This window comes from Bradyrhizobium manausense, from assembly GCF_018130615.1.
Lineage (GTDB): Bacteria > Pseudomonadota > Alphaproteobacteria > Rhizobiales > Xanthobacteraceae > Bradyrhizobium > Bradyrhizobium manausense_A.
Genome location: NZ_JAFCKB010000034.1, coordinates 26,773 through 48,860, shown reverse-complemented (window position 1 = coordinate 48,860; position 22,088 = coordinate 26,773). Strand labels below are relative to the sequence as shown.

The window sequence follows — 22,088 nt, the reverse complement described above, 5'->3', positions numbered from 1 at the left end:
CGCCCCGCCGCCGACCGTCCAAGATCAGCGGCAGATGTGCCTAAGTCTTCCTCAAACCTAAACCGGACAGCCGTGGGACAAGCCCGGCCATGACGACGAAGAAGCGTGCCCTACCTCACCTACCGGTAAACTTCGCCTTGCGCTTCTCGACGAAGGCCTTGCGGCCTTCGATGGCGTCGGCGCTGGTGCGGATGGTGGCCTGAAGCTCGATTTCGCGGCGGAACTGCGCTTCGTAGCTGGTATGCTCGCTCTCCTCGACGAGGGCGCGGGTGGCGACCAGGGCCCGGGTCGGGCCATCGGCCAGACGGCGGGCCAGCGTCAGCGCTTCCTCCATCAGCTTTGCGTCGTCGACGACCTGGCGCACCAAGCCGATCTCCTGGGCGCGCTCCGCCGTCAGCGGCTCGTTCAACAGCATGAGCTCGAGCGCGCGCTGCCGGCCGATCAGCCGCGGCAGCAGCCAGGTCGAGCCGAGATCGGGCACCAGCGCGATGCGGCTGAACACCTGAATGAAACTGGCCGACCGCGCCGCAACAATCATGTCACCGGCCATCGCGAGGCTGAAGCCACCGCCGGCCGCGACGCCATTGACGGCAACAACGACAGGCACGCGGCATTCGCGCAGCGCCTTGAACGCTGGCCAGTAGAAGCGCATCACGCCGGCCGCGAGGTCCTCGCCCAGCGCTCCGGCGGCCTTCAAATTCTGTCCTGAGCAAAAGCCGCGCCCGGCGCCGGTGAGGACCAGCGCTCGGACCTCCTCATCTCCAGTCATTTCGGCGACAGCGGCGGCGAGCGCACCGAGCAGGTTCGGCGTCACCGCATTCAGGCTTGCCGGCTCGTCGAGCGTCAAGATCCCGACGGCGCCATCCCGCGCCTGTTTCACACCTGCCATGTCGCGTCTCCCTTTGGTCTCGTTCGCGTCAATGTGCCATTCTTCGCATGCTCCGCCAATTGCAGAGCTTCAAGGTCAACGCAACGAAGCCAAGCAGAAGACAAGCACAAGCGACATCATGCCTCATCAATTCAGCCTCAACCAAACCGTCCGCAAGCCCGCCGTCACATCCAAGGGCGGCATCGTTGCTTCACAATCGCGGCGGGCGGCCGAGGTGGGCGCGCAGGTGCTGGCGGCGGGCGGAGACTGCGTCGACGCAATCGTGGCGACCACCTTTGCGCTGAACGTGCTCGAGCCCTGGAACAGCGGCATCGGCGGCGGCGGCGCGATGGTGCTCTACCGCGCCAAGGACAATCGCACGGAGGTGATCGACTACGGCATGTGCGCACCACAGAGCCTGCGCGCGGCCGATTATCCCATCACCGGAGACCGCGTCGCTTCCGACCTGTTTCCCTGGCCGCGAGTGAAGGACGATCGCAACGTTCACGGTCCCGGCTCGATTGCGGTGCCCGGAGTCGTCGCCGGCATGGAGGAGGCGCACCGCCGCTACGCCACTATGCCGTGGAAAGACCTGGTTGCTCCAGCCGCAGCGCTCGCGGGCGAAGGCCTGCTCGTCGACTGGTGGACCACACTGACGATCGCGGGTGCGGCGACGGATCTTCGGCGTTATCCGGCAAGCGCGGCAGCCTTTTTGAAGGACGGCCTGCCGCCAAGCGCGCCCTGGAGCATCGAGGCCGAGACGCGATTGCCACAGGACAATTTGAAGGCGACGCTGTTGCACCTCGCCGAGGCCGGACCGCGTGATTTCTATCAGGGCGATCTCGCCAAGAGCATCGCGTCCGACGTCAAGGCCGATGGCGGCTCGCTGTCGGTCGAGGACCTCGCCGTATTCCGCGCGCATCTGCGCGAGCCGCTGACAATCCCCTATCGCGACGGCAAGGTATATGCGACGCCCGAGCTCACAGCCGGCCCGACCATGGCGCATGCGCTGCGCCTGTTGCAGCAGAGTTTGAAGCCGGCCGGCACGCCGGATGCGGCCGCCTATGTCGAATACGCGCTCGCCTTGCAGGCGGCCTTCCGCGAGCGGCTCAAGGACATGGGCGATGCCGACGGCAAGCGCTCGCTCGGCGCCGAATATCTCGCGCCCGCCTGCACCACGCACTTTTCCGTAGTCGACCGCCACGGCAACATCGCGGCGGTGACACAGACGCTGCTCTCGTCGTTCGGCTCGAAATATGTGACGCCGCACAGCGGCATCGCCATGAACAACGGCATCATGTGGTTCGATCCGACGCCCGGCACCACCAACTCGCTCGCACCTGGCAAGCGCTGCCTCTGCAACTACACGCCCGTCATCGCCGAGACCCGGGACGGCAAGCGCCTCGCGGTCGGCGCGTCCGGCGGCCGGCGCATCCTGCCTTCGGTGATGCAGCTGGTGTCCTTTGCGATGGATTTCGGCATGGACCTCGATGCCGCCGTTCATCAGCCCCGCATCGATTGCAGCGAAGGCGCGATCGTGCTCGGCGATGCCCGCCTGCCTGCCGAAGTCCGCGAAGTCCTGGCCGCGCGCTTCGACTATCAGGAGAGCCGGGTGCAGGCCTTGCCGCAAAAGTTCGCTTGCCCGAGCGTGGTGATGCGCGATGGCGACGTCAACTCCGGCGCGGTCGAGATCTTCCAGCCCTGGGCCGACGCTGTGGCGGAGGCCTGAGCGCCACTACTCCTCCATATTTGCGCGCGACACCACGACCGATGTCCATCGAACGGACAGATGCGTGCCTTAAAGGAGATAATGAAGATGAAGACGCTTGTGCTCGCCGCAACATTGATCATCGCGGCCGGCTTCACGATGCCCGGCGCGGCATTCGCCAGGGGTGGTCACGGGGGTGGCCACGGTCATGGCCACGCGATGGGCCATCACCACCACGGCACGCCCCCCGGATGGTCGCATGGACGCAAGGTCGGCTGGCGCGGTCGCGGATGCCCGCCAGGCCTGTGGAAGCAGGGCCGCTGCTGATATCCGATCTTTCAATCATGCAAGGCGTCGCTCCCTTATGGAGCGGCGCCTTCTTCAAATGCCGAGCCGGTCGCGCACGCGCCCCGCAATCACGGCGGTGGTCACGCCCACCGGCCAGAACGCGTGCATCGGGATCGGCTTGATGCCGGTGATGGGCATGTCGATCTCGGCCTTGACGCCACCGATCAGCCGACGCGCGAGCTGCGCGCCCATTGCGGTCGAGAGCGCGACGCCGCGGCCGTTGCAGCCGAGCGAGATCAGGATGGTCTCCGCAGGCTCGTGCACATGCGGATAGTGGTCCTTGGTGATCGCGAGCCGGCTGTTCCAGCCATGGGTCCAGGCGACGCCCTTGAGCTGCGGCCAAAGCCGTTCGGCGTAGCGAATCAGATAGGCAACGTCGTTCGGTGAGTTGATCCAGCGCATCGGGCCGCGGCCGCCCATCAGGAGGCGGTTGTGCTGGTCGATGCGGTAATAGACAGTGATATGGCCGCTTTCGTAAAGAACGGGTCGCGTCGGCATGATCGAGCGGGCGACGTCGTCGGAAAGCGGCGCGGTCGCCGCGATCGAGGAGAATACTGGCACGATGGTGCGCCGGAGCGCGGGCCAGAGATCGTCGGTAAAGCCATTGGTGGCGAGCAACACCTTGTCCGCATGCACGATTGCGCGCGGCGTCTCGATGCACCAACGCAAGCCGTCGCGGCGCAGCGACAGCGCCGGCGTTCCGCCATGCACCTTCGCACCTGCCGAGATCGCGGCGCGCGCGAGGCCACGGGCGTAGCTGAGAGGATGCAAGTCACCGCCGCGGGTGTCGAGCATGGCGCCGATGTAGCGATCGGTGCCCGTCATCTCGCGGAGCTGCTCGCGGTTGAGATACGTCACCGGCATGCCGCGGCGAATGCATTGCTGGGCGGTCTCTTCAATCGCAGCAGCGCTCGCTTCATTATAGGCCGCGCGCAGCGTGCCGTTCTGCCGCGCCTCACAAGGAATCTGATAGCGGCGGATCAGATCATGCGTGAAATTCGCGGTGCCGTAAGAGAAGTCGATCATGCGGCGGCCGAACTCGGCGCCGAAGTCGGCCTCGATCTGATCCGGATCGTGCTTCAGGCCGGGATTGGTATGGCCGCCGTTGTTGCCGGACGCGCCCCAACCGGGCTCCTGCGCCTCCAGCACCAGCGTCTCGACGCCCTGCTCGGCCAGATGCAACGCCGTGGACAGACCGGTGTAGCCGCCGCCGACGATCGCGACGGAGACCGTCTTGTCCGTATCGAGCGGCGGCGTGGCTACCGGCGCGACGGCGGTGTCGGCATAGAGCGAGGGCGGCAGAGGCAGGCGCGTCATGATGGAAGACCGATCAAAGCGGATGCAGCACGCGGCGCAAAAAGTCCTGCGTGCGCGGATGCTGAGGTTGGTTGAGCAGCGTTTTCGCCGCTCCCTGCTCGACGATGACCCCGCCATCGATGAACAGCACACGATCGGCGACGTCGCGGGCAAAACCCATTTCGTGGGTCACGACGATCATGGTCATGCCCTCGTCGGCGAGCTTGCGCATGACGCCGAGGACGTCGCCGACGAGCTCGGGATCGAGCGCCGAGGTTGGCTCGTCGAACAGGATGGCTTTGGGCTGCATCGCCAACGCCCGCGCGATCGCAACGCGCTGCTGCTGGCCGCCGGAGAGCTGCGGCGGATGCGCGTCGGCCTTCTCCGCGAGCCCGACCCGGGCGAGCAACGTGCGGCCGCGATCGAGCGCCTGCACGCGCGACTCCTTCTTCACGAACAGCGGCCCCTCGATGACGTTCTCGAGCACTGTTCGATGCGGAAACAGGTTGAAGCGCTGGAACACCATCGAGACCTGAGTTCGGATCGATACGATCGACGGCGCATCACGGTCGACCTTCAGGCCCTCGACGCTGATCTCGCCACGATCATAGCTTTCGAGACCGTTGATACAGCGCAGGATGGTGGACTTGCCGGAACCGGATGGCCCGATGATGCAGACCACTTCGCCTTTCTGCACGGAAGCCGTGATGCCCTTGAGCACCTCGACCTTGCCAAAGCTCTTGTGGACGTCGTTCAGCTCGATCATCGCTTGCCGGCCCGCTTCTCGAAGTGACGGACCAGCAGGATCAGCGGGATGCTCATGGTGAGATACATCAGCGCCACCAGCGTGAACACGTTGGTGTTCTTGAAGGTCGAGGACGCGATCAACTTGCCTTGCAGCGCCAGCTCGGCGACCGTGATGGTCGAGGCCTGCGACGAGTCCTTCAGCATCATGATCATGACGTTACCGTAGGGCGGCAGCACGATGCGCACCGCCTGCGGCAGCACCACGCGGCGCATGGTGAGCCACCAACCCATGCCGATCGACTGCGCCGCCTCGATCTGGCCCTTGTCGATCGCCTCGATGCCGGCGCGGAAATTCTCGGCCTGATAGGCCGAGTAGGCAATGCCGAGCCCGAGGATCGCGGCTTGTAACGCGCTCAGCGTAACGCCCAGATCGGGCATCACGAAGTAGAGATAGAACAGCAGCACGATGATCGGGATGCCGCGGATCACGTTGATCAGGCTGGCACTGAGCATCGACAGCGCCTTGATGCCGGACACCCGCATCATCGCCCAGATCAAGCCAAGCACTGTCGAGAGCAACAGCGAGCCGATGGTGACGATGATCGTCAGCGCGACGCCGTTCATCAGGATCGGGAAGAACTCGGCAGCGTCGTGCCAGAAGCCTTTCATCGGAGAGCCTGCTGTCAGCCTCTATCAGCCCTGAGCCTTCAGGCCCCATTTGTCGAGGATCTTGTCGATGGTGCCGTTGGCCTTGAGCTTTGCGAGCGAAGCGTTGATCTTGCCGAGCAGCGCGGCCTCGCCCTTGCGCACGCCGATGCCGACCGAGCCGACGGTGACGGGCTTGTAGCCGTCGACGAGGCGCACCTCGGGAAAGCCGCCCTGCTTCAGATTGTAGGCAAGGATCGGATAGTCGGCGTAGCCGGCCTTGAGGCGGCCGGTGTTCACGTCGCGCAGGATGTCGGGAATGGTGTCGTAGGCCTTCACGTCGGCGAACAGGCCGGACTTCTTCAGCGCGTCGACGAAGGCGGTACCGACCTGGGCCCCGACCGTCTCGCCCTTCAGATCATCCTGCGTGGCATAGGCTTTCGAGTCGCTCTTCGGCACCACCAGGCCTTCGCCATAGGTGTAGATCGGATCGGAGAAATCGACGACCTCTTTGCGCGGTGCCGTGATGAACATCGCGGCCGCAATGATGTCGATCTTGCTCGACGTCAGCGACGGGATCAGCGCCGAGAACTGCATCGGCTCGATCTGCACGTTGAAGCCGGCGTCCTTGCCGATTTCGGTGATGAGATCGACCATGATGCCCTGAATGGAGTTGGTCTTGGTGTCGAGGAAGGTGAAGGGAATGCCGGTCGGCGTCGAGCCGACCTTCAGCACCTGCTGCGCGGATGCCGGCGTCACCGCGGCAATTGCGAGTGCCGCGACTGCGGCCAGACCAAAACGCTTCATCGCATCCCCCTTCGGGCCGGGCCGATGGCGGCGCTCGTGCGTGTCGTGATCAAACGTTGCGCGCCAAGCCGTTTCGGCCTATTTTCACCAATATGAAAATTTGGTCACACTTTCGCAGCCGATGCAAGTGGTTTTCATGCACATGAAGGAAGCGGTTTGACGTGAGCGGTGGCAAAAGAATGCGCAAACCGGCCGCGGCAAAGCCGGCCAGGAAAGCAGCGAAGAACGAGAGGGCCAAAGCCGCCGAGCCCGCGATGGACGTCGCGGTCGGCCGCCGTATCAGGGATCTCAGGCGTGTCAGGCAGTTCTCGCTCGAATCGGTCGCAGCACGCACGGAGCTTTCGATCGGGTTCCTCAGCCAGATCGAGCGCGGCCTGTCGTCGCCATCGCTGCGCGTGCTGGCTACGCTCGCCGACGTGCTTGGCGTCGGCATCGCCGCCCTGTTCGGCGCGAGCCCAAGCGCCGACGGAGCCACCGACCGGGTGGTGACGCGCGGGCTGCAGCGGCCGGAACTGAAACTTTGGCGGACCGGCGTCTCAAAACAATTGTTGAGCCCTGCGAGTGCCGACAGCAAGCTGAACCTGTTCCTTGTGCATCTGGAGCCCGGCGGCTCAACTGGCGACGAACTCTACACTCACGATGGCGAAGAGGCCGGCCTCGTACTCGAAGGCGAGATGATGCTGACCGTGGACAGCGAGACCTGGTCGCTGAAGACCGGCGACAGCTTTCGCTTTGCAAGCCGGCGGCCGCACCGGTTTTCCAATCCGGCGCAGGATGCGAAGGCCGTGGTGCTGTGGGTGAATTGCATGACGGGGGCGTAAGCCTCTCTGCTTCCACGCACACTCCCCCCGTCATCCTGAGGTGTGAGGCGTGGGACGCAACGCGTTCCACGGGGAGCCTCGAAGGATGCACGGCCCCGATAGAGCCGGGCCATCGCCCTTCGAGGGCCGCTGAAGAAGCGGCCACCTCAGGGTAACGGTGAAGGATTTAGATGCGTGGAAAGACGCTTACCCAAATCGGTGCTGATACCGGTCCACCGACAGCGCACTCACGTCCACATCCGGCTTCTTGCCCGACAGCATGTCCGCGAGCACGCGCCCCGATCCGCAGGACATGGTCCAGCCGAGCGTGCCGTGGCCGGTGTTGAGGTGGAGGTTGGCGTAGCGCGTCGGGCCGATCACGGGCGGGCCGTCCGGCGTCATCGGACGCAGGCCGCTCCAGAACGTCGCCCTGGAGAGATCGCCTCCGCGCGGGAACAGATCGGTCAGGGAGTGATCGAGCGTGGCGCGGCGTGCATTGTAAAGCTTGGTCGAGAAACCCGAGATTTCCGCGGTGCCGCCGACGCGGATGCGATTGCCGAGGCGGGTGATCGCGACCTTGTAGCTCTCGTCCATCACGGTCGATTCCGGGGCGCCGGAGGCGTCCTTGATCGGCACCGTGATCGAATAGCCCTTCACCGGATAGACCGGCAGCGAGATGCCGAGCGGCGCGGCCATTCGCGACGAATAGCTGCCGAGTGCGAGAACATAGCTGTCGGCCTGCAACAGCCCGGCACTCGTCGCGACGCCGCTGACGCGCGTGCCGTCGGTAACGATGCGATCGATGCCGGTGTTGAACATGAAGCGCACGCCGAGCGCCTGGGCATACTTGGCCAGTGCCTGCGTGAACATGTGGCAGTCGCCGGTCTCGTCCTGCGGCAGGCGAAGTCCGCCGGCGAACTTTTCCTTCACGCCGCCGAGCGCCGGCTCGACCGCGATGCAGCCTTCCCGGCTCAGCACCTCGAATGGCACGCCATATTGCTTGAGCACGGCGATGTCCTCGCCGATGCCGTCGAGCTGCGCCTGGTAGCGAAACAGTTGCAGCGTGCCCTGCGCGCGTTCGTCATATTGAATGCCGATGTCGCGGCGCAGAGCACGCAGGCAATCGCGGCTGTATTCCGCAATCGGAATCATCCGGCTCTTGTTGACCGCGTAGCGCGCGCTGGTGCAGTTGCGCAGCATCTTGAGCAGCCAGACCCACATCACCGGATCGATGTTCGGCCGGATCACCAGCGGGCCGTGCTTCATCAAAAGCCACTTGACCGCTTTCACCGGCACGCCAGGGCCGGCCCATGGCGAAGAGTAGCCGGGCGACACTTCGCCGGCATTGGCAAAAGAGGTCTCCAGTGCCGGTTCGGGCTGACGGTCGACGACCGTCACCTCATGGCCGGCACGGGCGAGGTAGTAGGCAGAGGTGACACCAATGACACCGCTGCCGAGGATCAAGACTTTCACGCTTCGTCAAACTCCCGCGGCATCACGCCGCTGCAAGATAGGGCCCTGCAGCGGCGAGAGCAATTATCAAGCCACCTTCTTGATGGCGTCGCCGAGGATCGAGACCATCTGGTCGATATGGCTCTTCTCGACGATGAGCGGAGGCGACATCGCGAAGCTGTCTCCGCTCATGCGCAGATAAAGGCCGGTGTTGAAGCAATCGACCATGACGTCATAGCCGCGGGCGCCGACAGCGCCGTCACGTGGTGCCAGCTCGACCGCGCCCATCAGGCCGCAATTGCGGATGTCGACGACGTTCGGCAGGCCCTTGAGCGAATGCAGCGCATCGCGCCAGTATTCGGCGATCGAAGCGCCGCGCGTGAGCAGTCCTTCGTCCTTATAGATGTCGAGCGTGGCGATACCGGCGGCGCAGGCGGTCGGATGCGCCGAATAGGTGTAGCCATGGAACAGCTCCATCTGGTTTTCCGGGCCGACCATCATGCCGTCATGCACCTTGCGGCTGGCGAACACCGCACCGCAGGGAATGGTGCCGTTGGTGATGCCCTTGGCCGTCGTCATCAGGTCCGGCGTGACGCCGAAGAAATTGGCGGCGAACGGCGTGCCGAGACGACCGAAGCCGGTGATGACCTCGTCGAAGATCAGCAAGATGCCGTGCTTGTCGCAGATCTGGCGCAGCCGCTGCAGATAGCCCTTCGGCGGCGGCAGCACTGCGGTCGAGCCCGGCACCGGCTCGACGATGACGGCGGCAATCGTCTCGGCGCCATGCAGACCAACCAAACGCTCGAGATCGTCAGCAAGCTCGGCGCCGTGCTCCGGCTGATCCTTGGCAAAGGCGTTACGGGAGAGATCATGGGTGTGGCGGATGTGATCGACGCCAGGTAGCAACGTCGCAAAGGCGCGACGGTTGGCGACCATGCCGCCGACCGAAGTACCGCCGAAGCCGACGCCGTGATAGCCGCGCTCGCGGCCGATCAGGCGGGTGCGGCTCGACTGGCCGGTGGCGCGATGATAGGCGAGCGCGATCTTCAGGGCAGTGTCGACCGATTCAGAGCCGGAGTTGGTGAAGAAGATGCGGTCGAGGCCCTTCGGCGCGATCTCTGCGAGACGCTCGGCGAAATCGAACGCCAGCGGGTGCCCCATCTGGAAGGTCGGCGCGAAATCCAGCGTCATCAACTGCCGCTCGACTGCCGCGGCGATCTGCTTGCGGCCGTGGCCGGCATTGACGCACCAGAGGCCAGCGGAGCCGTCGATCACCTTGCGTCCGTCGACAGTGGTATAGTGCATGCCCTCGGCCGAGGAGAACAGGCGCGGCGCCTTCTTGAACTGCCGGTTGGCCGTGAACGGCATCCAGAACGAGTCGGTCTTGATAGTGTTCGGAATCTGATGAAGGGTCACGGGCCGCGCTCCTTTGCTGACCGCCTAGCAGAGCCACGGCCTCGATCGCGCAACAAGTCCTTTTCTGGTGACCTGCAAGCCATTGATTTTACTAGGGCAGACGGTCCATATTTGCGCGATCCGCAACACCTGAAACAGGGGCCAGAGGCATGAGCGTCGACATCGGTGGACGGCTGCGATTCATCCGGGCGCGCCACAAGCTGTCGCAACGCGAGCTCGCCAAGCGCGCCGGGGTCACCAATTCGACGATCTCGCTGATCGAATCCAACCAGATGAACCCGTCGGTCGGCGCGCTCAAGCGCATCCTCGATGGCATCCCGATGGGGCTCGCCGAGTTCTTCGCGCTGGAGCCCGAGTCGAGGCGCAAGATCTTCTACCGCGCGGAGGAGCTGACCGAGGTCGGCAAGAAGCCGATCTCCTATCGGCAGGTCGGGGACAATCTGTTCGGCCGCAGCCTGCAGATCTTGAAGGAGCGTTACGAGCCCGGCAGCGACACCGGGCGCGTACATCTCGTCCATGACGGCGAGGAAGGCGGTATCGTCATCTCGGGCAAGCTCGAGGTCACCGTCGAGGATGAGCGGCGCATTCTCAATCCCGGCGATGCCTATTACTTCGAAAGCCGCCGACCACATCGCTTCCGCTGCGTCGGCGGCAAGCCGTGCGAAGTGATCTCGGCCTGCACCCCGCCGACATTCTGAAGCGCGGCTGCGACATCCGCAATCATACGGAGCACCGGCATCCTACTGTGCTTGAGCCAGCTCAATTTCTGCGGGCCAGACCGCTAATATATTACGAATCGTAGCCGAGCAGCCTGCCTTAGAGGTGTTGAGGTTATGGCCCCGGGCTCCTAGGCACTCCGGGGCCGCTCCGTCATAGAGCTCGCAGATGAAGATTATTACGCTCGCCAATGCCGAAGCCGCGCTCGACGAAGTTCGGCGCGATGCCGACAAGCTGCACTCGCGCGAGTTGCGCAAGGCTATCGAAGCATACATCGAAAAGCAGAGAGCGCAGATCAAGGCTCTCCGCCGGATGATGAACTGACCTTGTCACCAGCGCGGGCGCGACGCCCCGCGACCTCCTGAACCGGAGCGACGCGGCAGGCGACCAAGGAACAGATCCGAGTTTGCTTCGACCAAGAGCTGCCCATGTCCGCACCAGTGCGCCTCGCGCTGCTTGCAGCCGCGCTGCTGAGTTCCGCCACCGCCAACGCGATGGACGATTTCCTGCGCGCCAGCAGCGATGGGCCGATGGCAATGGCGCTCTGCGCGCGGAACTCTGACGGCAGCAAGATCGAAGGCACAAGCAAATTTTGCAAGGGAGCCGGCTACGACAAGCTGGTCGCCGCGATCGATGGATCCTTTGCGGCTACGGTGGCCAAGGCCCCGGCCAACATCCGGCCCCTGCTCAAGCGCGATCAGGCCTGGTTCAACGAGATGGTCCAGGAGGCCGCCTATACAGTGGAGGAGGCCGACGAGGCCGAGCTGCGCGAGAACCTGGCCGACACGCTCCGCAAGCGCGCCACCGTGCTCGACGACTTCGCGCGCGGTTTCGGGCGCGGTGGCCTGACCGGCGCCTGGGCCAACGCGCTCGGCGAAGTTAACGTCACTGCGGTCGAGGCAGGCGCCTATCGCCTCGATGCGGAGTTGAACTCCGACTACGGCAACGACAAGCATTGGCGCTGCAAGCTCAAGACGACAGTGAAGCCGCGTCCGGACGGCTGGCTCAGCGGCATCACGACACCAGCGCAACCATCCGATGGCGCCGCGAAACCTGCCGATCCCGTCTCGATCAAGTTGCGACGCCAGGGCGACACCTTGCGCGTCGTGCTCCTTGCAACCGAAGAAAAATGGTCTTCGTTCAATGATCCGGACTGCGATCGCCTCGGCCAGGTGACCGGCACCTATTTCGCGCGCGCCAGCCGCGATGGGACCGACAAGACCGACACCGGCTTCGTGACGCCGACCTTCGACTGCGCACGACCGGAGACGGCCACCGACGAGGAAATCTGCGCCGACCCGGATCTGGCGACGAATGACCAGCGGCTGAACCGCGCATGGAAAGCACTGCTGCCGCGCCTGGACGACGCAACACGGCGCGCGCTGACAGACGACCAGCGCCACTGGGTGAGCAGCCAGGCCCTGCAATATCCTGAATTCCTGCATCCGGCGTGGGAGAAGCAGACCTCGGCGATGCACTACACGGTGTTCGGACGCGATCGCCTCAACGGCCTGCAACGTGAACGCATCGCGCTGCTTGAAGGTTTTGACGACAAGCGCGTCGGTCTCGCCGGAACCTGGCTGGCCTACAATGCCATCCTCAAGATTACCGTCGACAAGGACGGCTCACTCGATGCCCAGGGCTGGAAATGGTCGCAGGCCGATTGGAAAGGCGGCTGCGACTACGAGATGAGCGGCAAGGTCCAGGCCGGCGCGTTCCGCGCGAGCGACCAGGGCAAGAACCCCGATACGCTCGAACGCGACCACGCCACGCTCATCGTCAACCGGCTCGACGACGCCTTTGCCGGGAAGCGTGAAGGCAAGACCGAAAATGACGACGAGGCGAAATGCAAGCGCAACATCACGATTTCCTCGACGGCACGGCTGTTTCCGGCCAAGCCGTCGGAAGATATCGATAATCCGCGCGGTTCGATACGCTGAGTAGCAAGCGGCTCAAACCCCTGTCAGCAGCTCCTCGATCCTGATCGGGAAACGGCGCACCCGCACGCCGGTCGCATGCCAGACCGCGTTCGCAACCGCGCCGGCACTGCCGGTGATGCCGATCTCGCCGACGCCCTTGATACCCAGCGCATTCACGTGAGGATCATGCTCCTCGACCGTGATCACGTCGAGCGGCGGCACGTCGGCATTCACGGGGATGTGGTACTCGCCGAGATTGGCATTCATGATCCGGCCGCTGCGACGGTCCGTAATCGCCTCCTCGTGCAGCGCAAAGGACATTCCCCAGATCATGCCGCCAAACAGCTGGCTCTTAACCAGGTGCGGATTGACGATGCGCCCGGCGGCGAAGGCTCCGACCATGCGGGTGACCCGGACTTGCCCGAGTTCGGGATCGACCTTGACCTCCGCGAACACTGCGCCGTGGGCGTGCATGGCATACTCGTCCATCGCCGCAGGGTTCGGCGCGCCGGTGCCGTGTGCCTCAACCTCGGCCACGCCCGCACGGGCGAGGATCTCGGTGTAGGTCTCGCTGCGGCTGCCATCATCGCGCCGGATCAACCGGCCGTCGCGCGCGATCACCCCGGCATTGCCGGCGCCGAACAGCGGCGAGCGCTCGTCATTAGTAGCGAGATCGGCAAGCTTCGCGATCACGGCGGCGCCGGCGCTGTGGATCGCAGCACCCGCGGTCGCCGTGTGCGCGGAGCCGCCGGCGATGCCTGCATCCGGAAGGTCGGACGTGCCCGCCTTGAACGTGACCCGATCGATGTCGAGACCGACGGCATCGGCTGCGATCTGGGCGAGCGCGGTCCATGCGCCCTGCCCCATGTCGTGCGCGCCGATCTCCATGCTGCCGGTGCCGTCACGTCGGATCGCGGCGCGTGCTTCGGCCTGGAACATCAGCGCCGGAAAGGTCGCCGTGCCCATGCCCCAGCCGACCAGATGGCCGGAATCGTCGCGCATCTGCCGCGGCTCGAGCGAGCGCTTCGCCCAGCCGAAACGCTCCGCGCCTTGATCGTAGCAGGCGCGCAGCGCTTTCGAGGAGAACGGCTTTCCGGTGATCGGCTCGACTTCAGCATAGTTTTGCAAACGGAAGGCGACCGGATCCATGCCGCAGGCCCACGCCATCTCGTCTATCGCACTTTCCAGTGCAATCGAACCTGTCGCCTCGCCGGGCGCACGCATGAACAGCGGCGTGCCGGTGTTGACGCGCACGGCATCGTGCGACGTGCGGATCGCGGGCGCCGCGTAGAGCGTGTGCGACGCATCGGCAGCGGGCTCGTAGAAGTCGTCGAACATGCTCGACACGGTCCGCGCGTGGTGATCGAGCGCGGTCAGACGCCCCTCGGCGTCGGCGCCGATGCGCAAGCGCTGACGCGTCGGCGCCCGATGGCCGACCGGGCCATACATCTGCTCCCGCCGCAGCACGAGCTTCACGGGCTTGCCGACCAGCTTGGCAGCCATGATGCCGAGAGTCGGCGGACCGGACATCAGTCCCTTGGAGCCGAAGCCGCCGCCGAGGAACGGACTGCGGATGTGGATCTTGTCGGGCGCGATGCCGAACAGTTCGGCGATGCGCCCGAGCGACAGCATCAAGCCCTGGGTCGGCATGTCGACCGACAAATGGTCACCGTCCCAGTGGGCGACGATCGCATGCGGCTCCATAGCATTGTGATATTGCGGCGGGGTCTCGTAGATCGCATCAATCTGCTTGTCGGCCCTGGCAAGACCCGCCTCGACATCGCCGCGGTGATTTTCCGCGGGATTGCCGACGCCGACGACCGGCGGCACAAAACTTTCGCCGGCATCGAGGCCAACGAGCGCAGGCAACGTCTCATAGCGCGGTGCCAGCAGCACCGCGCCTTCCGTCGCGGCCTCCAGCGTTTCCGCGATCACGACGGCGATCGGCTGGTTGGCGTAACGGACCTCGCTGCTCTGCAAGACCTCCATCCGGAACACGAAAGGATTGGTCTTGATCTCCGGATCTACCGCAAGCTGCGGCTTGTGGTCCGGCGTCATGACATCGACGACGCCGGGATGACGCTTGGCGGCGGCGATATCGAGCGAGGTCACTCGGCCACGCGCGATGCTGGATACAGCCATGACCGCGAACAGCATGCCGGGCGGATGATTGTCGGCGGCATAGGTCGCCTGCCCTTTGACTTTGAGCACGCCGTCGCGGCGGGTCAGCGGCTGGCCGATGCTCGAACCGTGACGGAGATGGGCAGGAGCGCTGGTAAGATTGAGCTCAGACATGGATAGCTCCAGACGACGCGAAGGGAGAGGCCGGCAGCGCGGGGATGCGCGCGGGGGTACCGGCTGCGGCAAGTGTCAGCGCCCGCACGACGATGCGACGTGCCAGCTCGATCTTGTAAGCGTTGTCACCGGACGGCTTGGCATCAACGAGCGCGCGCCAGGCGGCTTCCTGGAAAGCATCAACCGTTGGCGCGACGCCTCTGAGAACATCTTCCGCAGCCCGGGCGCGCCACGGCTTTGCGGCAACGCCGCCAAGCGCAAGCCGCGCTTCCGCGACCTTACCGTTCTCGATCCGCAACGCAGCCGCGGCGGAGACGATGGCAAAGGCGTAGGACGTCCGCTCGCGGACCTTGAGATAGCGTGCATGCGCGGCAAAGCCGGGTGCGGCAGCCGGCAGACGCACCCCGACGATCAGATCGCCGGGCTCCAGCGCGGATTCACGCTCGGGCGTATTGGCGGGCAGGCGATGCAGGTCGTCGAGCGCGATTTCACGACGACCGCCTCTACCTTCGATCTCGACGACGGCGTCGAGCGCCACCAATGGTACGCAGAAGTCGGACGGATGCGTGGCAATGCAGCTCTCGCTCCAACCGAGTACGGCATGCGCCCGGTTCTCACCTTCGCGGGCGTCGCAGCCGCTCCCGGCCTCGCGCTTGTTGCAGCGGCTGGCGGTGTCGTAGAAGTACGCGCAACGCGTTCGCTGCAGGAGGTTGCCGCCAACGGTCGCGGCATTGCGCAACTGCGCCGACGCGCCGGAGAGCAGCGCTTCGGCAACGACCGGATAGGCCTTCGCGAACTCCACGTCATGCGCAAGGTCGGCATTGCTGACGAGCGCGCCGATGCGCAACGACCCATCGGCGAGGCGCTCGATCCGGTCGAGCCCATCGAGATGGGTGACATCGACCAGCCGATCCGGCCGGCTGACGTTGCCTTTCATGAGATCGAGCAGATTGGTGCCGGCGGCAAGATACATAGTGCCCGGCTGGGCGGCGGCAGCAACGGCTTCAGCGACCGTGGCGGGCCTGACGTAATCGAACTGTTTCATGCGGAGCGCCTCTGGTTGGATTCGTCGGCACCGGCCTGCGCCTCGAGCACGGCATCGACGATGCCGGCATAGGCGCCGCAACGGCAGAGATTGCCGCTCATGCATTCGCGGATACGCTCGGGATCGTTGCCGGCCTGGGCTTCGTTCATCATGCCGATCGCGCTCATGATCTGGCCGGGCGTGCAGAAGCCACACTGGAAGCCGTCATGGGCGATGAAGGCGGCCTGCACGGGATGAAGCTGGTCGCCGCGCGCAACGCCTTCGATGGTGAGGATGTCGGCTCCGTCATGGCTGATGGCGAGCGCGAGGCAGGAATTGATGCGCTTGCCGTCAACGAGAATGGTGCAGGCGCCGCACTGGCCGCGGTCGCAGCCCTTCTTGGTTCCGGTGAGATGAAGGCGCTCACGCAAGAGATCGAGCAGCGTGACGCGGGGATCGTCGAGGACGAAGTCGCGCCGTGCACCGTTCACGGTGAGGCTGATGGAGTGGTTCATACAAGGCTCCGATCAGATATGGACATGGCTCATCGCTCGGCGCGCTACCGCCGTGGCCGCCGTCGATATCGCGCCGCCGAAAGGATCCGGCTCGGCACATGAGCGAAGATACGGAGGCTCCCTCCGCTTAACAAGGGCTGCCGAAGAATATTTGGAATTCGTCAAAAGCCCGTGTGCAGACAACGCGATGCAGCCGTCCAAGGGTTCAATCTAACCAATTCGTGATCTACATTGCCGGCATGGACGACCACACCGACCAGACCCGAAAGCCCCGCGCCGATGCCGTGCGCAACCGCGAGCGCGTGCTCGAGGCGGCCAAGGCCGTGTTCAACGCGGGCGGCCCGGAGGCAAGCCTGGAGGCCGTGGCCAAACGCGCCGGCGTCGGCATCGGCACGCTCTATCGGCATTTTCCGACGCGCGAGGATCTGTTCGAAGCGGTCTACCGGCGCGAGGTCGAACAGCTCAGCGAGCTTGCCGAGCAGCTGAAGAACGCCAAGGACCCGGTCGATGCGCTCAGGCGCTGGCTGCGGTCAGGTGTCGAATTCGTCGCCACCAAGAAGGGCATGGTGGCAGCCCTGGCACTCGCAGTGCAGAGCGGATCCGAGCTGTATGCCTTCTCATTTGAGCGCCTGACCAAGGCGATTGGCTCGCTGCTTGATCGCGCAGCCGCGGCCGGCGCGATGCGCGCCGACATCAGTCCCGAGGACTTGCTGCGCGCGTTCTTCGGCATGTGCTACATGCACGATCAGCCCGGCTGGCAGTCCTCGGTGCTGCGGATGCTCGACGTGTTCGTAGACGGATTGCGCGTACAGCCGGCCGGCAAGACCAAGGCACGCGCGGCCAAGCCTGCAAAACCGGCCGTGAAACGGAAGCGATAGCACGCCCGTATTTACTCATGGTCATGCTAGGATCAGTATCGCCGGCACATCAACGCGGAGCCTGTCATGCGCATCGCAGTTTTGGTCGTCGCTCTCACTGTTGGCTTCAGCTCCCTCGCCACACGCGCTGACGATGTCACGTCGGCGCAAGGCGTGATCCGCGCCCAGGAGCAAGCCTTCGTCCGTGACGATGCCACAGCCGCCTATTCCTATGCCGCTCCGGCGATCAAGCAGATCTTCCCGGCGCCCGACATCTTCATGTCGATGGTGCAAAACGGCTACGCACCCGTTTTTCGCCACAGGAGTTTTGAGTTCGGCGACAGCAAGACTGAAGGCAGCTCGGTTGCCCAGCGCGTTCACATCATCGATGCCAATGGCGAAGCCTGGGAAGCGCTCTACACGCTCGAGCAGCAGGCAGATGGCAGCTACAAGATCACAGGCTGCTCGCTCCTGAAGGCAGGACAGGCGGTTTAGGTTGCCTCAAAGCATAGGGAGACCACGGTCGCGATGGCGCCCAACGTGATGGCCGTGTCGGCGACGTTGAAAATGGCGAACGACCAGGCCTGGTAGGAGAGGTGGACGAAGTCGATCACCGAGCCGATGCGGGCGCGGTCCAGCATGTTGCCAAGTGCGCCGCCAATGATCAGGGCCAGCCCCGTTGCCAGGATCGGCTGACGCGGCGGCACACGGCGGAGCCACCAGCCTAGCAGTCCGCACGCAAGAAGCGACAGACCAACCAAGGGCCAGCGCTGGGCATCGCCGGCAAACCGCAGGAAGCTGAACGAGACGCCCTTGTTGTAGGACAGCAGGAAGTCGATGGATGGCAGTGCGATGGACGACAACACGAGCACTGGGCGATCCGGCTCCAGCCAGCCGACGACGAACTGCTTGGTGCTCTGGTCCAGCAGCGCAACAGCAACGATCAGCCAAATCCGGCGGTGTGACGGCGTCCGCGGCATGGTCAGGATGTTCCGGGTTGCATCGATACGGACTCGCACCGACGGGAGGCGCCCTTCAGGTCGCGAAGCCAGCCCCTGCCCTGGTCGCGTTCATGCGCGAGCGGATCAGCAACGTCAAGACGATGCCGATATTGAGCGCGTTCCAGGCCACGCCGTTTGCGAAGGCCGCTGCATAGGAGCCGGAGGCATCGAAGATGACGCCGGAGACCCAGCCACCGAAGGACATACCGAACACGGAGGCGAAGATCACGATGCCGACGCGGGTTGCGGCTTCGCTGGCCGGCATCGCCTCGCGCACGATGATGGCATAGCTCGGCACGATGCCGCCCTGGAACAGGCCGAACATCGCGGAGATGAGATACAGCGACGTGAGGCTGTCGAAGAAAAGATAGAAAACCAGTGCGAAACCCTGCGCCACGGCCCCGATCAGCAACGTCGGGATGCCGCCGATCTTGTCGGCCAGGTAGCCTGAGCCAATGCGGCTGACGATGCCGCAGGCCATCATCAGCGACAGCATCTCGGCGCCGCGCGCCACGCCGTAGCCGAGGTCGCCGCAATAGGCGACGATGTGCACCTGCGGCATCGCCATGGCGACACAGCAGGAGATGCTGGCGATCGAGAGCAGCACCGTCAGCGTGTTGGTCGACAGTTTGAGATCGACCCGCGGCGGCGGCGCATTGGCGTGATTGCGAACCTTGTCGTCGCCCATCTGCACACGCAGGACCAGCACCAGGATCGACATCAGGACCACGCAGACGAAGGCGATGCCGATATGGGTGTAGCGCCAGCCGATCTTGTCCATGCCCGCGCTGACGAGCGGCGGCCACATCGTGCCGGCGACGTAATTGCCGCTCGCGACGATGGTCACGGCGAGCCCGCGATAGCGCTCGAACCAGTGCGAGGCCTCGGCCATCAATGGCGCAAAGGTCGCCGACGTGCCGAGCCCGATCAGGAAGTAGGCCGCCACGAACTGCCAGAGCTGGGTCGATAGTCCTGCCAGCGTATTGGCGACGCCGAGAAAGGCGATGCTGATCGCCATGGCCGGCACAATGCCAAATTTGTCGGTGATCTTGCCGGCAATGACGCCGCCGAGCCCGAAGCCGAACATCATCAGCGTGAAGGCCAACGACACCGCGCCGCGCGTGGCGGCAAATTCGGCCTGTACGACGGGGATCACGACGACAACCGCCCACATGCCGACGGCGCCGATCGAGCCGATCACCAGCGCGAGCAGGAGTCGCACCCAGGCCTGACGGGAGTCTGGGGAGAAGGAGGCCGGTCTCTGTCCTGGATGATTTGGTGCGTGCACGGCGCGGAACATGTTCGCGGATCGTCTCGCGGTCAAGCATCCTGCCGCGATAATGGGCATGCGCGGTGCACTGCGGTAAGAAGGAGCTTGGCGAAACGCTGCTTTGCCATTAGTTTGCAATCTGCGTGTGCAACAATGCCGCGCGGAGAGCTTGCTGTCGGAATGTTGCTGCAATTGACGCGATCGATGCGGATCAGGGTGGGGCGCTTCGTTGCGCTGGCCTATCTGTTCTGCGTGCTCGCGCCGGCAGCAGCACTCGCCTGGGGCAGCGGCCCCGCACCGTGCCTTGGCGACGATGTCGTGCCGGCGAATCACATGCACGCGAACATGCCGCATGACCACGCCGGGATGCATCATACGCATCACCAAGCGGCCGCGCAGGACACCCCCAGTCCGCAGCATCACGACGGCAAGGGGCACGTTGGCCCATGCTGCGCAATGATGTGTGTCAGCGCGCTGCCGGCTGATCTGCCGAGCGTTGCAAAGCCGCTGCAGCCCATCTCCGCCTGTGCGCCCGAGATCGTGATCAGCCTGCACAGCGCGGCGCCGCCCCAGCACTACCGCCCTCCCATCGCCTGATCTGACGCAACGACGCCAGGACTTGCGCGCATCTGCGCGCGCAAGCCTGTGGTCTCAAGACAGATCAAGGATGACTCATGCGGACCCTTTCCGGGGCGAAGTCTGCCGTCGCATCTGCGGCGCGTGGACGACACTTTCGATTTTGTCGGCCACTGCTGGCCACGATTGCGCTGGCGTTGTCCGGCTGCATGCCGGCAACCCCTCAAGTGACCACCGCCGATCCTGCCGATCCGGCGGCGAAGGTCGCGCCTGTCGGCTATCGCTCGACCGTCACGCCTTATACGAGCCTGCGGCCCGCGGCGCCGGCGCCATGGCGCGAGCGCAACGACGCCGTTGTGCCGCAGCCGAAGCAAGATCGATAGGAGCGCGCCATGGCAAAGCATTTTGCGCGGGGCCTGTTCGTTCTCGTGGCGCTCGGCCTGTCCGGTTGCGCCGGGTTCTCGCCCGACACCGGCATGACGGTGGTCTCAGATTTGACGAGCCAGACCATCAACAAGGACGTCGCCTTCGTGCGAACGGCCGACGGAGCCGGCGTGATCGATGCGCGCGTTCGCCAGTTGCTGTCACGGACGCTGACCGCAGAGAGCGCCGTGCAGGTCGCGCTGCTCAACAACAAGGGGCTGCAAGCGGCCTATAACGAGCTGGCGCTGGCCGAGACCGATCTGGTCGAGCAGAGCCTGCCGCCCAATCCGGTGTTCTCGATCTCGCGCATCTCGGGCAATGGCGCCAGCGAAATCGAACGGCAGGTGGTCGGCGATATCCTGGCGCTGGCCACGCTGCCGTTCCGATCCGAGATCGCGCGCGATCGCTTCCGCCAGGCGCAATTGCGCGCGGCGCTAGCGACGCTGCGGCTCGCCACCGATGTGCGGCGCACTTTCGTCCGCGCGGTCGCCGGAAACGAAATGGTGGCCCTGCTGACGGATGCAAAGGCGACGGCGGAATCGACGGCGCAACTCGCGGTCAAGCTCGGCGAGACCGGCTCGGTGAACAAGCTCGATCAGGCCCGCGAGCAGGTGTTTTACGCCGAGACCACTGCCGATCTCGCCGCCGCGCGCCAAGCGGCGACCAGTGCGCGCGAAAAGCTGGCGCGGCTGATGGGTCTTTGGGACGACGGTCTCGACTTCCGCCTGCCCAACGCATTGCCGCCGCTGCCACGCCGGCCGCAGGCCCTGCCCTCGATCGAGGCCGATGCCGTCGCGCACCGCATCGACCTGCAGATCGCGCGGCTGGAACTGACCGCCCTGGCAAAGTCGCTGAACCTCACCGAGGCGACGCGCTTCGTGACGCTGCTCGACCTCGCCGGCATCTCTCGCCGGACCCAGGATCCTGAAGGCACCCCGTTCCGCGAGCGCGGTTTCGACGTGCAGTTCCAGATCCCGATCTTCGACGGCGGCGAGGTGCGGGTGCGGCAGGCGGCGGAGACCTACAATCTCGCCTTCAACCGCCTGACCGAGCGTGCCGTGAACGTCCGTTCGGAGGCTCGCGATGCCTACCGTGTCTATCGCTCCACCTACGACATCGCGAGCCACTACCAGCGCGAGATCATCCCGTTGCGAAAGATCATCACCGAGGAGATGCAGTTGCGCTTCTCCAGCATGCAGGTCGACATCTTCGCGCTCCTGACCGAGGCACGGCAGCGCCTCGCCTCGCTGCGCGGTGCGATCGACGCCCGGCAAAACTTCTTCCTCGCCCAATCCGAGCTGCAGACTGCCGTCAATGGCGGCGGCGCGCCTGCTTCCGGCGGCGACAATCCGACCAACATCGCCGCGGCAGCACCTGCCGATGGCGGTCACTGACATGGAGATA

General features: G+C 64.9%; 23 protein-coding genes. 11 read left to right on the top strand and 12 right to left on the bottom strand.

Going from position 1 to position 22,088, the window contains the following annotated elements:
• Positions 1–115: 115 nt before the first annotated feature.
• Positions 116–889 (bottom strand): enoyl-CoA hydratase-related protein, encoded by a 774-nt coding sequence (locus JQ587_RS36035; RefSeq protein ID WP_212428517.1) that lies wholly within the window; start codon positions 887–889, stop codon positions 116–118.
• A 118-nt stretch (positions 890–1,007) separates the two neighbouring features.
• Between JQ587_RS36035 and JQ587_RS36030 the strand changes: the two genes are divergently transcribed.
• Complete coding sequence (locus JQ587_RS36030) at positions 1,008–2,597, top strand: gamma-glutamyltransferase family protein (RefSeq protein WP_212428516.1); 1,590 nt, start codon at positions 1,008–1,010, stop codon at positions 2,595–2,597.
• An 87-nt stretch (positions 2,598–2,684) separates the two neighbouring features.
• A complete protein-coding gene (locus JQ587_RS36845) occupies positions 2,685–2,903 on the top strand; it encodes a hypothetical protein (RefSeq protein WP_249154693.1) in 219 nt (72 codons plus the stop codon).
• Between the two features lie 54 nt (positions 2,904–2,957).
• On the opposite strand, the gene JQ587_RS36020 is transcribed toward JQ587_RS36845, so the two are convergent.
• The 4 genes from JQ587_RS36020 to JQ587_RS36005 are packed head-to-tail and all read right to left on the bottom strand — an operon-like array spanning position 2,958 to position 6,419.
• Complete coding sequence (locus JQ587_RS36020) at positions 2,958–4,241, bottom strand: NAD(P)/FAD-dependent oxidoreductase (RefSeq protein ID WP_249154692.1); 1,284 nt, start codon at positions 4,239–4,241, stop codon at positions 2,958–2,960.
• A 13-nt stretch (positions 4,242–4,254) separates the two neighbouring features.
• Positions 4,255–4,986: an amino acid ABC transporter ATP-binding protein gene (locus tag JQ587_RS36015; protein WP_212428515.1), complete on the bottom strand. Its 732-nt coding sequence runs from the start codon at positions 4,984–4,986 to the stop codon at positions 4,255–4,257.
• Positions 4,983–5,636, bottom strand: a complete 654-nt coding sequence (locus JQ587_RS36010) for an amino acid ABC transporter permease (RefSeq protein WP_194406317.1) — start codon at positions 5,634–5,636, stop codon at positions 4,983–4,985. The genes JQ587_RS36015 and JQ587_RS36010 overlap by 4 nt, the downstream gene beginning before the upstream one ends.
• Positions 5,637–5,660: 24 nt before the next feature.
• Positions 5,661–6,419, bottom strand: coding sequence for an ABC transporter substrate-binding protein (locus JQ587_RS36005; RefSeq protein WP_212299993.1), 759 nt, complete (start codon positions 6,417–6,419; stop codon positions 5,661–5,663).
• Between the two features lie 179 nt (positions 6,420–6,598).
• On the opposite strand from JQ587_RS36005, the gene JQ587_RS36000 reads away from it, so the two are divergent.
• Positions 6,599–7,240, top strand: a complete 642-nt coding sequence (locus tag JQ587_RS36000; RefSeq protein WP_212299994.1) for a helix-turn-helix domain-containing protein — start codon at positions 6,599–6,601, stop codon at positions 7,238–7,240.
• Between the two features lie 186 nt (positions 7,241–7,426).
• Here JQ587_RS36000 and JQ587_RS35995 read toward each other — a convergent pair whose 3' ends face one another.
• Both JQ587_RS35995 and aptA read right to left on the bottom strand, forming a co-directional pair.
• A complete protein-coding gene (locus JQ587_RS35995; protein ID WP_212428514.1) occupies positions 7,427–8,692 on the bottom strand; it encodes a D-amino acid dehydrogenase in 1,266 nt (421 codons plus the stop codon).
• Positions 8,693–8,758: 66 nt separating this feature from the next.
• Positions 8,759–10,087 carry an omega-aminotransferase AptA gene (gene aptA, locus JQ587_RS35990; protein WP_212299996.1) on the bottom strand — a complete coding sequence of 443 codons (1,329 nt, stop codon included), beginning with the start codon at positions 10,085–10,087 and terminating at the stop codon, positions 8,759–8,761.
• A gap of 149 nt (positions 10,088–10,236) precedes the next feature.
• Here aptA and JQ587_RS35985 point away from each other — a divergent pair, with 149 nt between their 5' ends.
• From JQ587_RS35985 to JQ587_RS35975, 3 genes are all read left to right on the top strand, one after another.
• Positions 10,237–10,785 carry a cupin domain-containing protein gene (locus JQ587_RS35985; protein ID WP_018646206.1) on the top strand — a complete coding sequence of 183 codons (549 nt, stop codon included), beginning with the start codon at positions 10,237–10,239 and terminating at the stop codon, positions 10,783–10,785.
• A gap of 187 nt (positions 10,786–10,972) precedes the next feature.
• Entirely contained in the window at positions 10,973–11,128 is a 156-nt protein-coding gene (locus JQ587_RS35980; protein WP_212428513.1) for a hypothetical protein, read from the top strand.
• Between the two features lie 104 nt (positions 11,129–11,232).
• Positions 11,233–12,744: a lysozyme inhibitor LprI family protein gene (locus tag JQ587_RS35975; protein WP_212428512.1), complete on the top strand. Its 1,512-nt coding sequence runs from the start codon at positions 11,233–11,235 to the stop codon at positions 12,742–12,744.
• A 12-nt stretch (positions 12,745–12,756) separates the two neighbouring features.
• On the opposite strand, the gene JQ587_RS35970 is transcribed toward JQ587_RS35975, so the two are convergent.
• From JQ587_RS35970 to JQ587_RS35960, 3 genes are read right to left on the bottom strand one after another with little or no spacing between them, the layout of a single operon-like run.
• On the bottom strand, positions 12,757–15,018 hold the full coding sequence (locus JQ587_RS35970) for a xanthine dehydrogenase family protein molybdopterin-binding subunit (protein ID WP_212428511.1): 2,262 nt from the start codon (positions 15,016–15,018) through the stop codon (positions 12,757–12,759).
• On the bottom strand, positions 15,011–16,063 hold the full coding sequence (locus tag JQ587_RS35965) for an FAD binding domain-containing protein (protein ID WP_212428510.1): 1,053 nt from the start codon (positions 16,061–16,063) through the stop codon (positions 15,011–15,013). Before JQ587_RS35965 ends, JQ587_RS35970 begins: the two co-directional genes overlap by 8 nt.
• The gene (locus tag JQ587_RS35960; protein WP_212300002.1) at positions 16,060–16,557 is read right to left on the bottom strand and encodes a (2Fe-2S)-binding protein; all 498 of its coding nucleotides are present in this window, start codon (positions 16,555–16,557) and stop codon (positions 16,060–16,062) included. The genes JQ587_RS35965 and JQ587_RS35960 overlap by 4 nt, the downstream gene beginning before the upstream one ends.
• A gap of 239 nt (positions 16,558–16,796) precedes the next feature.
• Between JQ587_RS35960 and JQ587_RS35955 the strand changes: the two genes are divergently transcribed.
• Together JQ587_RS35955 and JQ587_RS35950 are read left to right on the top strand one after the other, a co-directional pair.
• Positions 16,797–17,435: a TetR/AcrR family transcriptional regulator gene (locus tag JQ587_RS35955; RefSeq protein ID WP_212300294.1), complete on the top strand. Its 639-nt coding sequence runs from the start codon at positions 16,797–16,799 to the stop codon at positions 17,433–17,435.
• Between the two features lie 66 nt (positions 17,436–17,501).
• Positions 17,502–17,909 carry a DUF4864 domain-containing protein gene (locus tag JQ587_RS35950; RefSeq protein ID WP_212428509.1) on the top strand — a complete coding sequence of 136 codons (408 nt, stop codon included), beginning with the start codon at positions 17,502–17,504 and terminating at the stop codon, positions 17,907–17,909.
• Here JQ587_RS35950 and lspA read toward each other — a convergent pair.
• Positions 17,906–18,394: a signal peptidase II gene (gene lspA, locus JQ587_RS35945; RefSeq protein WP_212428508.1), complete on the bottom strand. Its 489-nt coding sequence runs from the start codon at positions 18,392–18,394 to the stop codon at positions 17,906–17,908. The genes JQ587_RS35950 and lspA overlap by 4 nt on opposite strands.
• 55 nt (positions 18,395–18,449) lie before the next feature.
• Positions 18,450–19,715: an MFS transporter gene (locus JQ587_RS35940; protein WP_212428507.1), complete on the bottom strand. Its 1,266-nt coding sequence runs from the start codon at positions 19,713–19,715 to the stop codon at positions 18,450–18,452.
• A 150-nt stretch (positions 19,716–19,865) separates the two neighbouring features.
• Here JQ587_RS35940 and JQ587_RS35935 point away from each other — a divergent pair, with 150 nt between their 5' ends.
• From JQ587_RS35935 to JQ587_RS35925, 3 genes are all read left to right on the top strand, one after another.
• Entirely contained in the window at positions 19,866–20,282 is a 417-nt protein-coding gene (locus JQ587_RS35935; RefSeq protein WP_212300006.1) for a hypothetical protein, read from the top strand.
• A 77-nt stretch (positions 20,283–20,359) separates the two neighbouring features.
• Positions 20,360–20,644: a hypothetical protein gene (locus JQ587_RS35930; RefSeq protein WP_212300007.1), complete on the top strand. Its 285-nt coding sequence runs from the start codon at positions 20,360–20,362 to the stop codon at positions 20,642–20,644.
• 9 nt (positions 20,645–20,653) lie between these two features.
• Positions 20,654–22,078 (top strand): TolC family protein, encoded by a 1,425-nt coding sequence (locus tag JQ587_RS35925; protein WP_212428506.1) that lies wholly within the window; start codon positions 20,654–20,656, stop codon positions 22,076–22,078.
• The last annotated feature ends 10 nt before the right edge of the window (positions 22,079–22,088 follow it).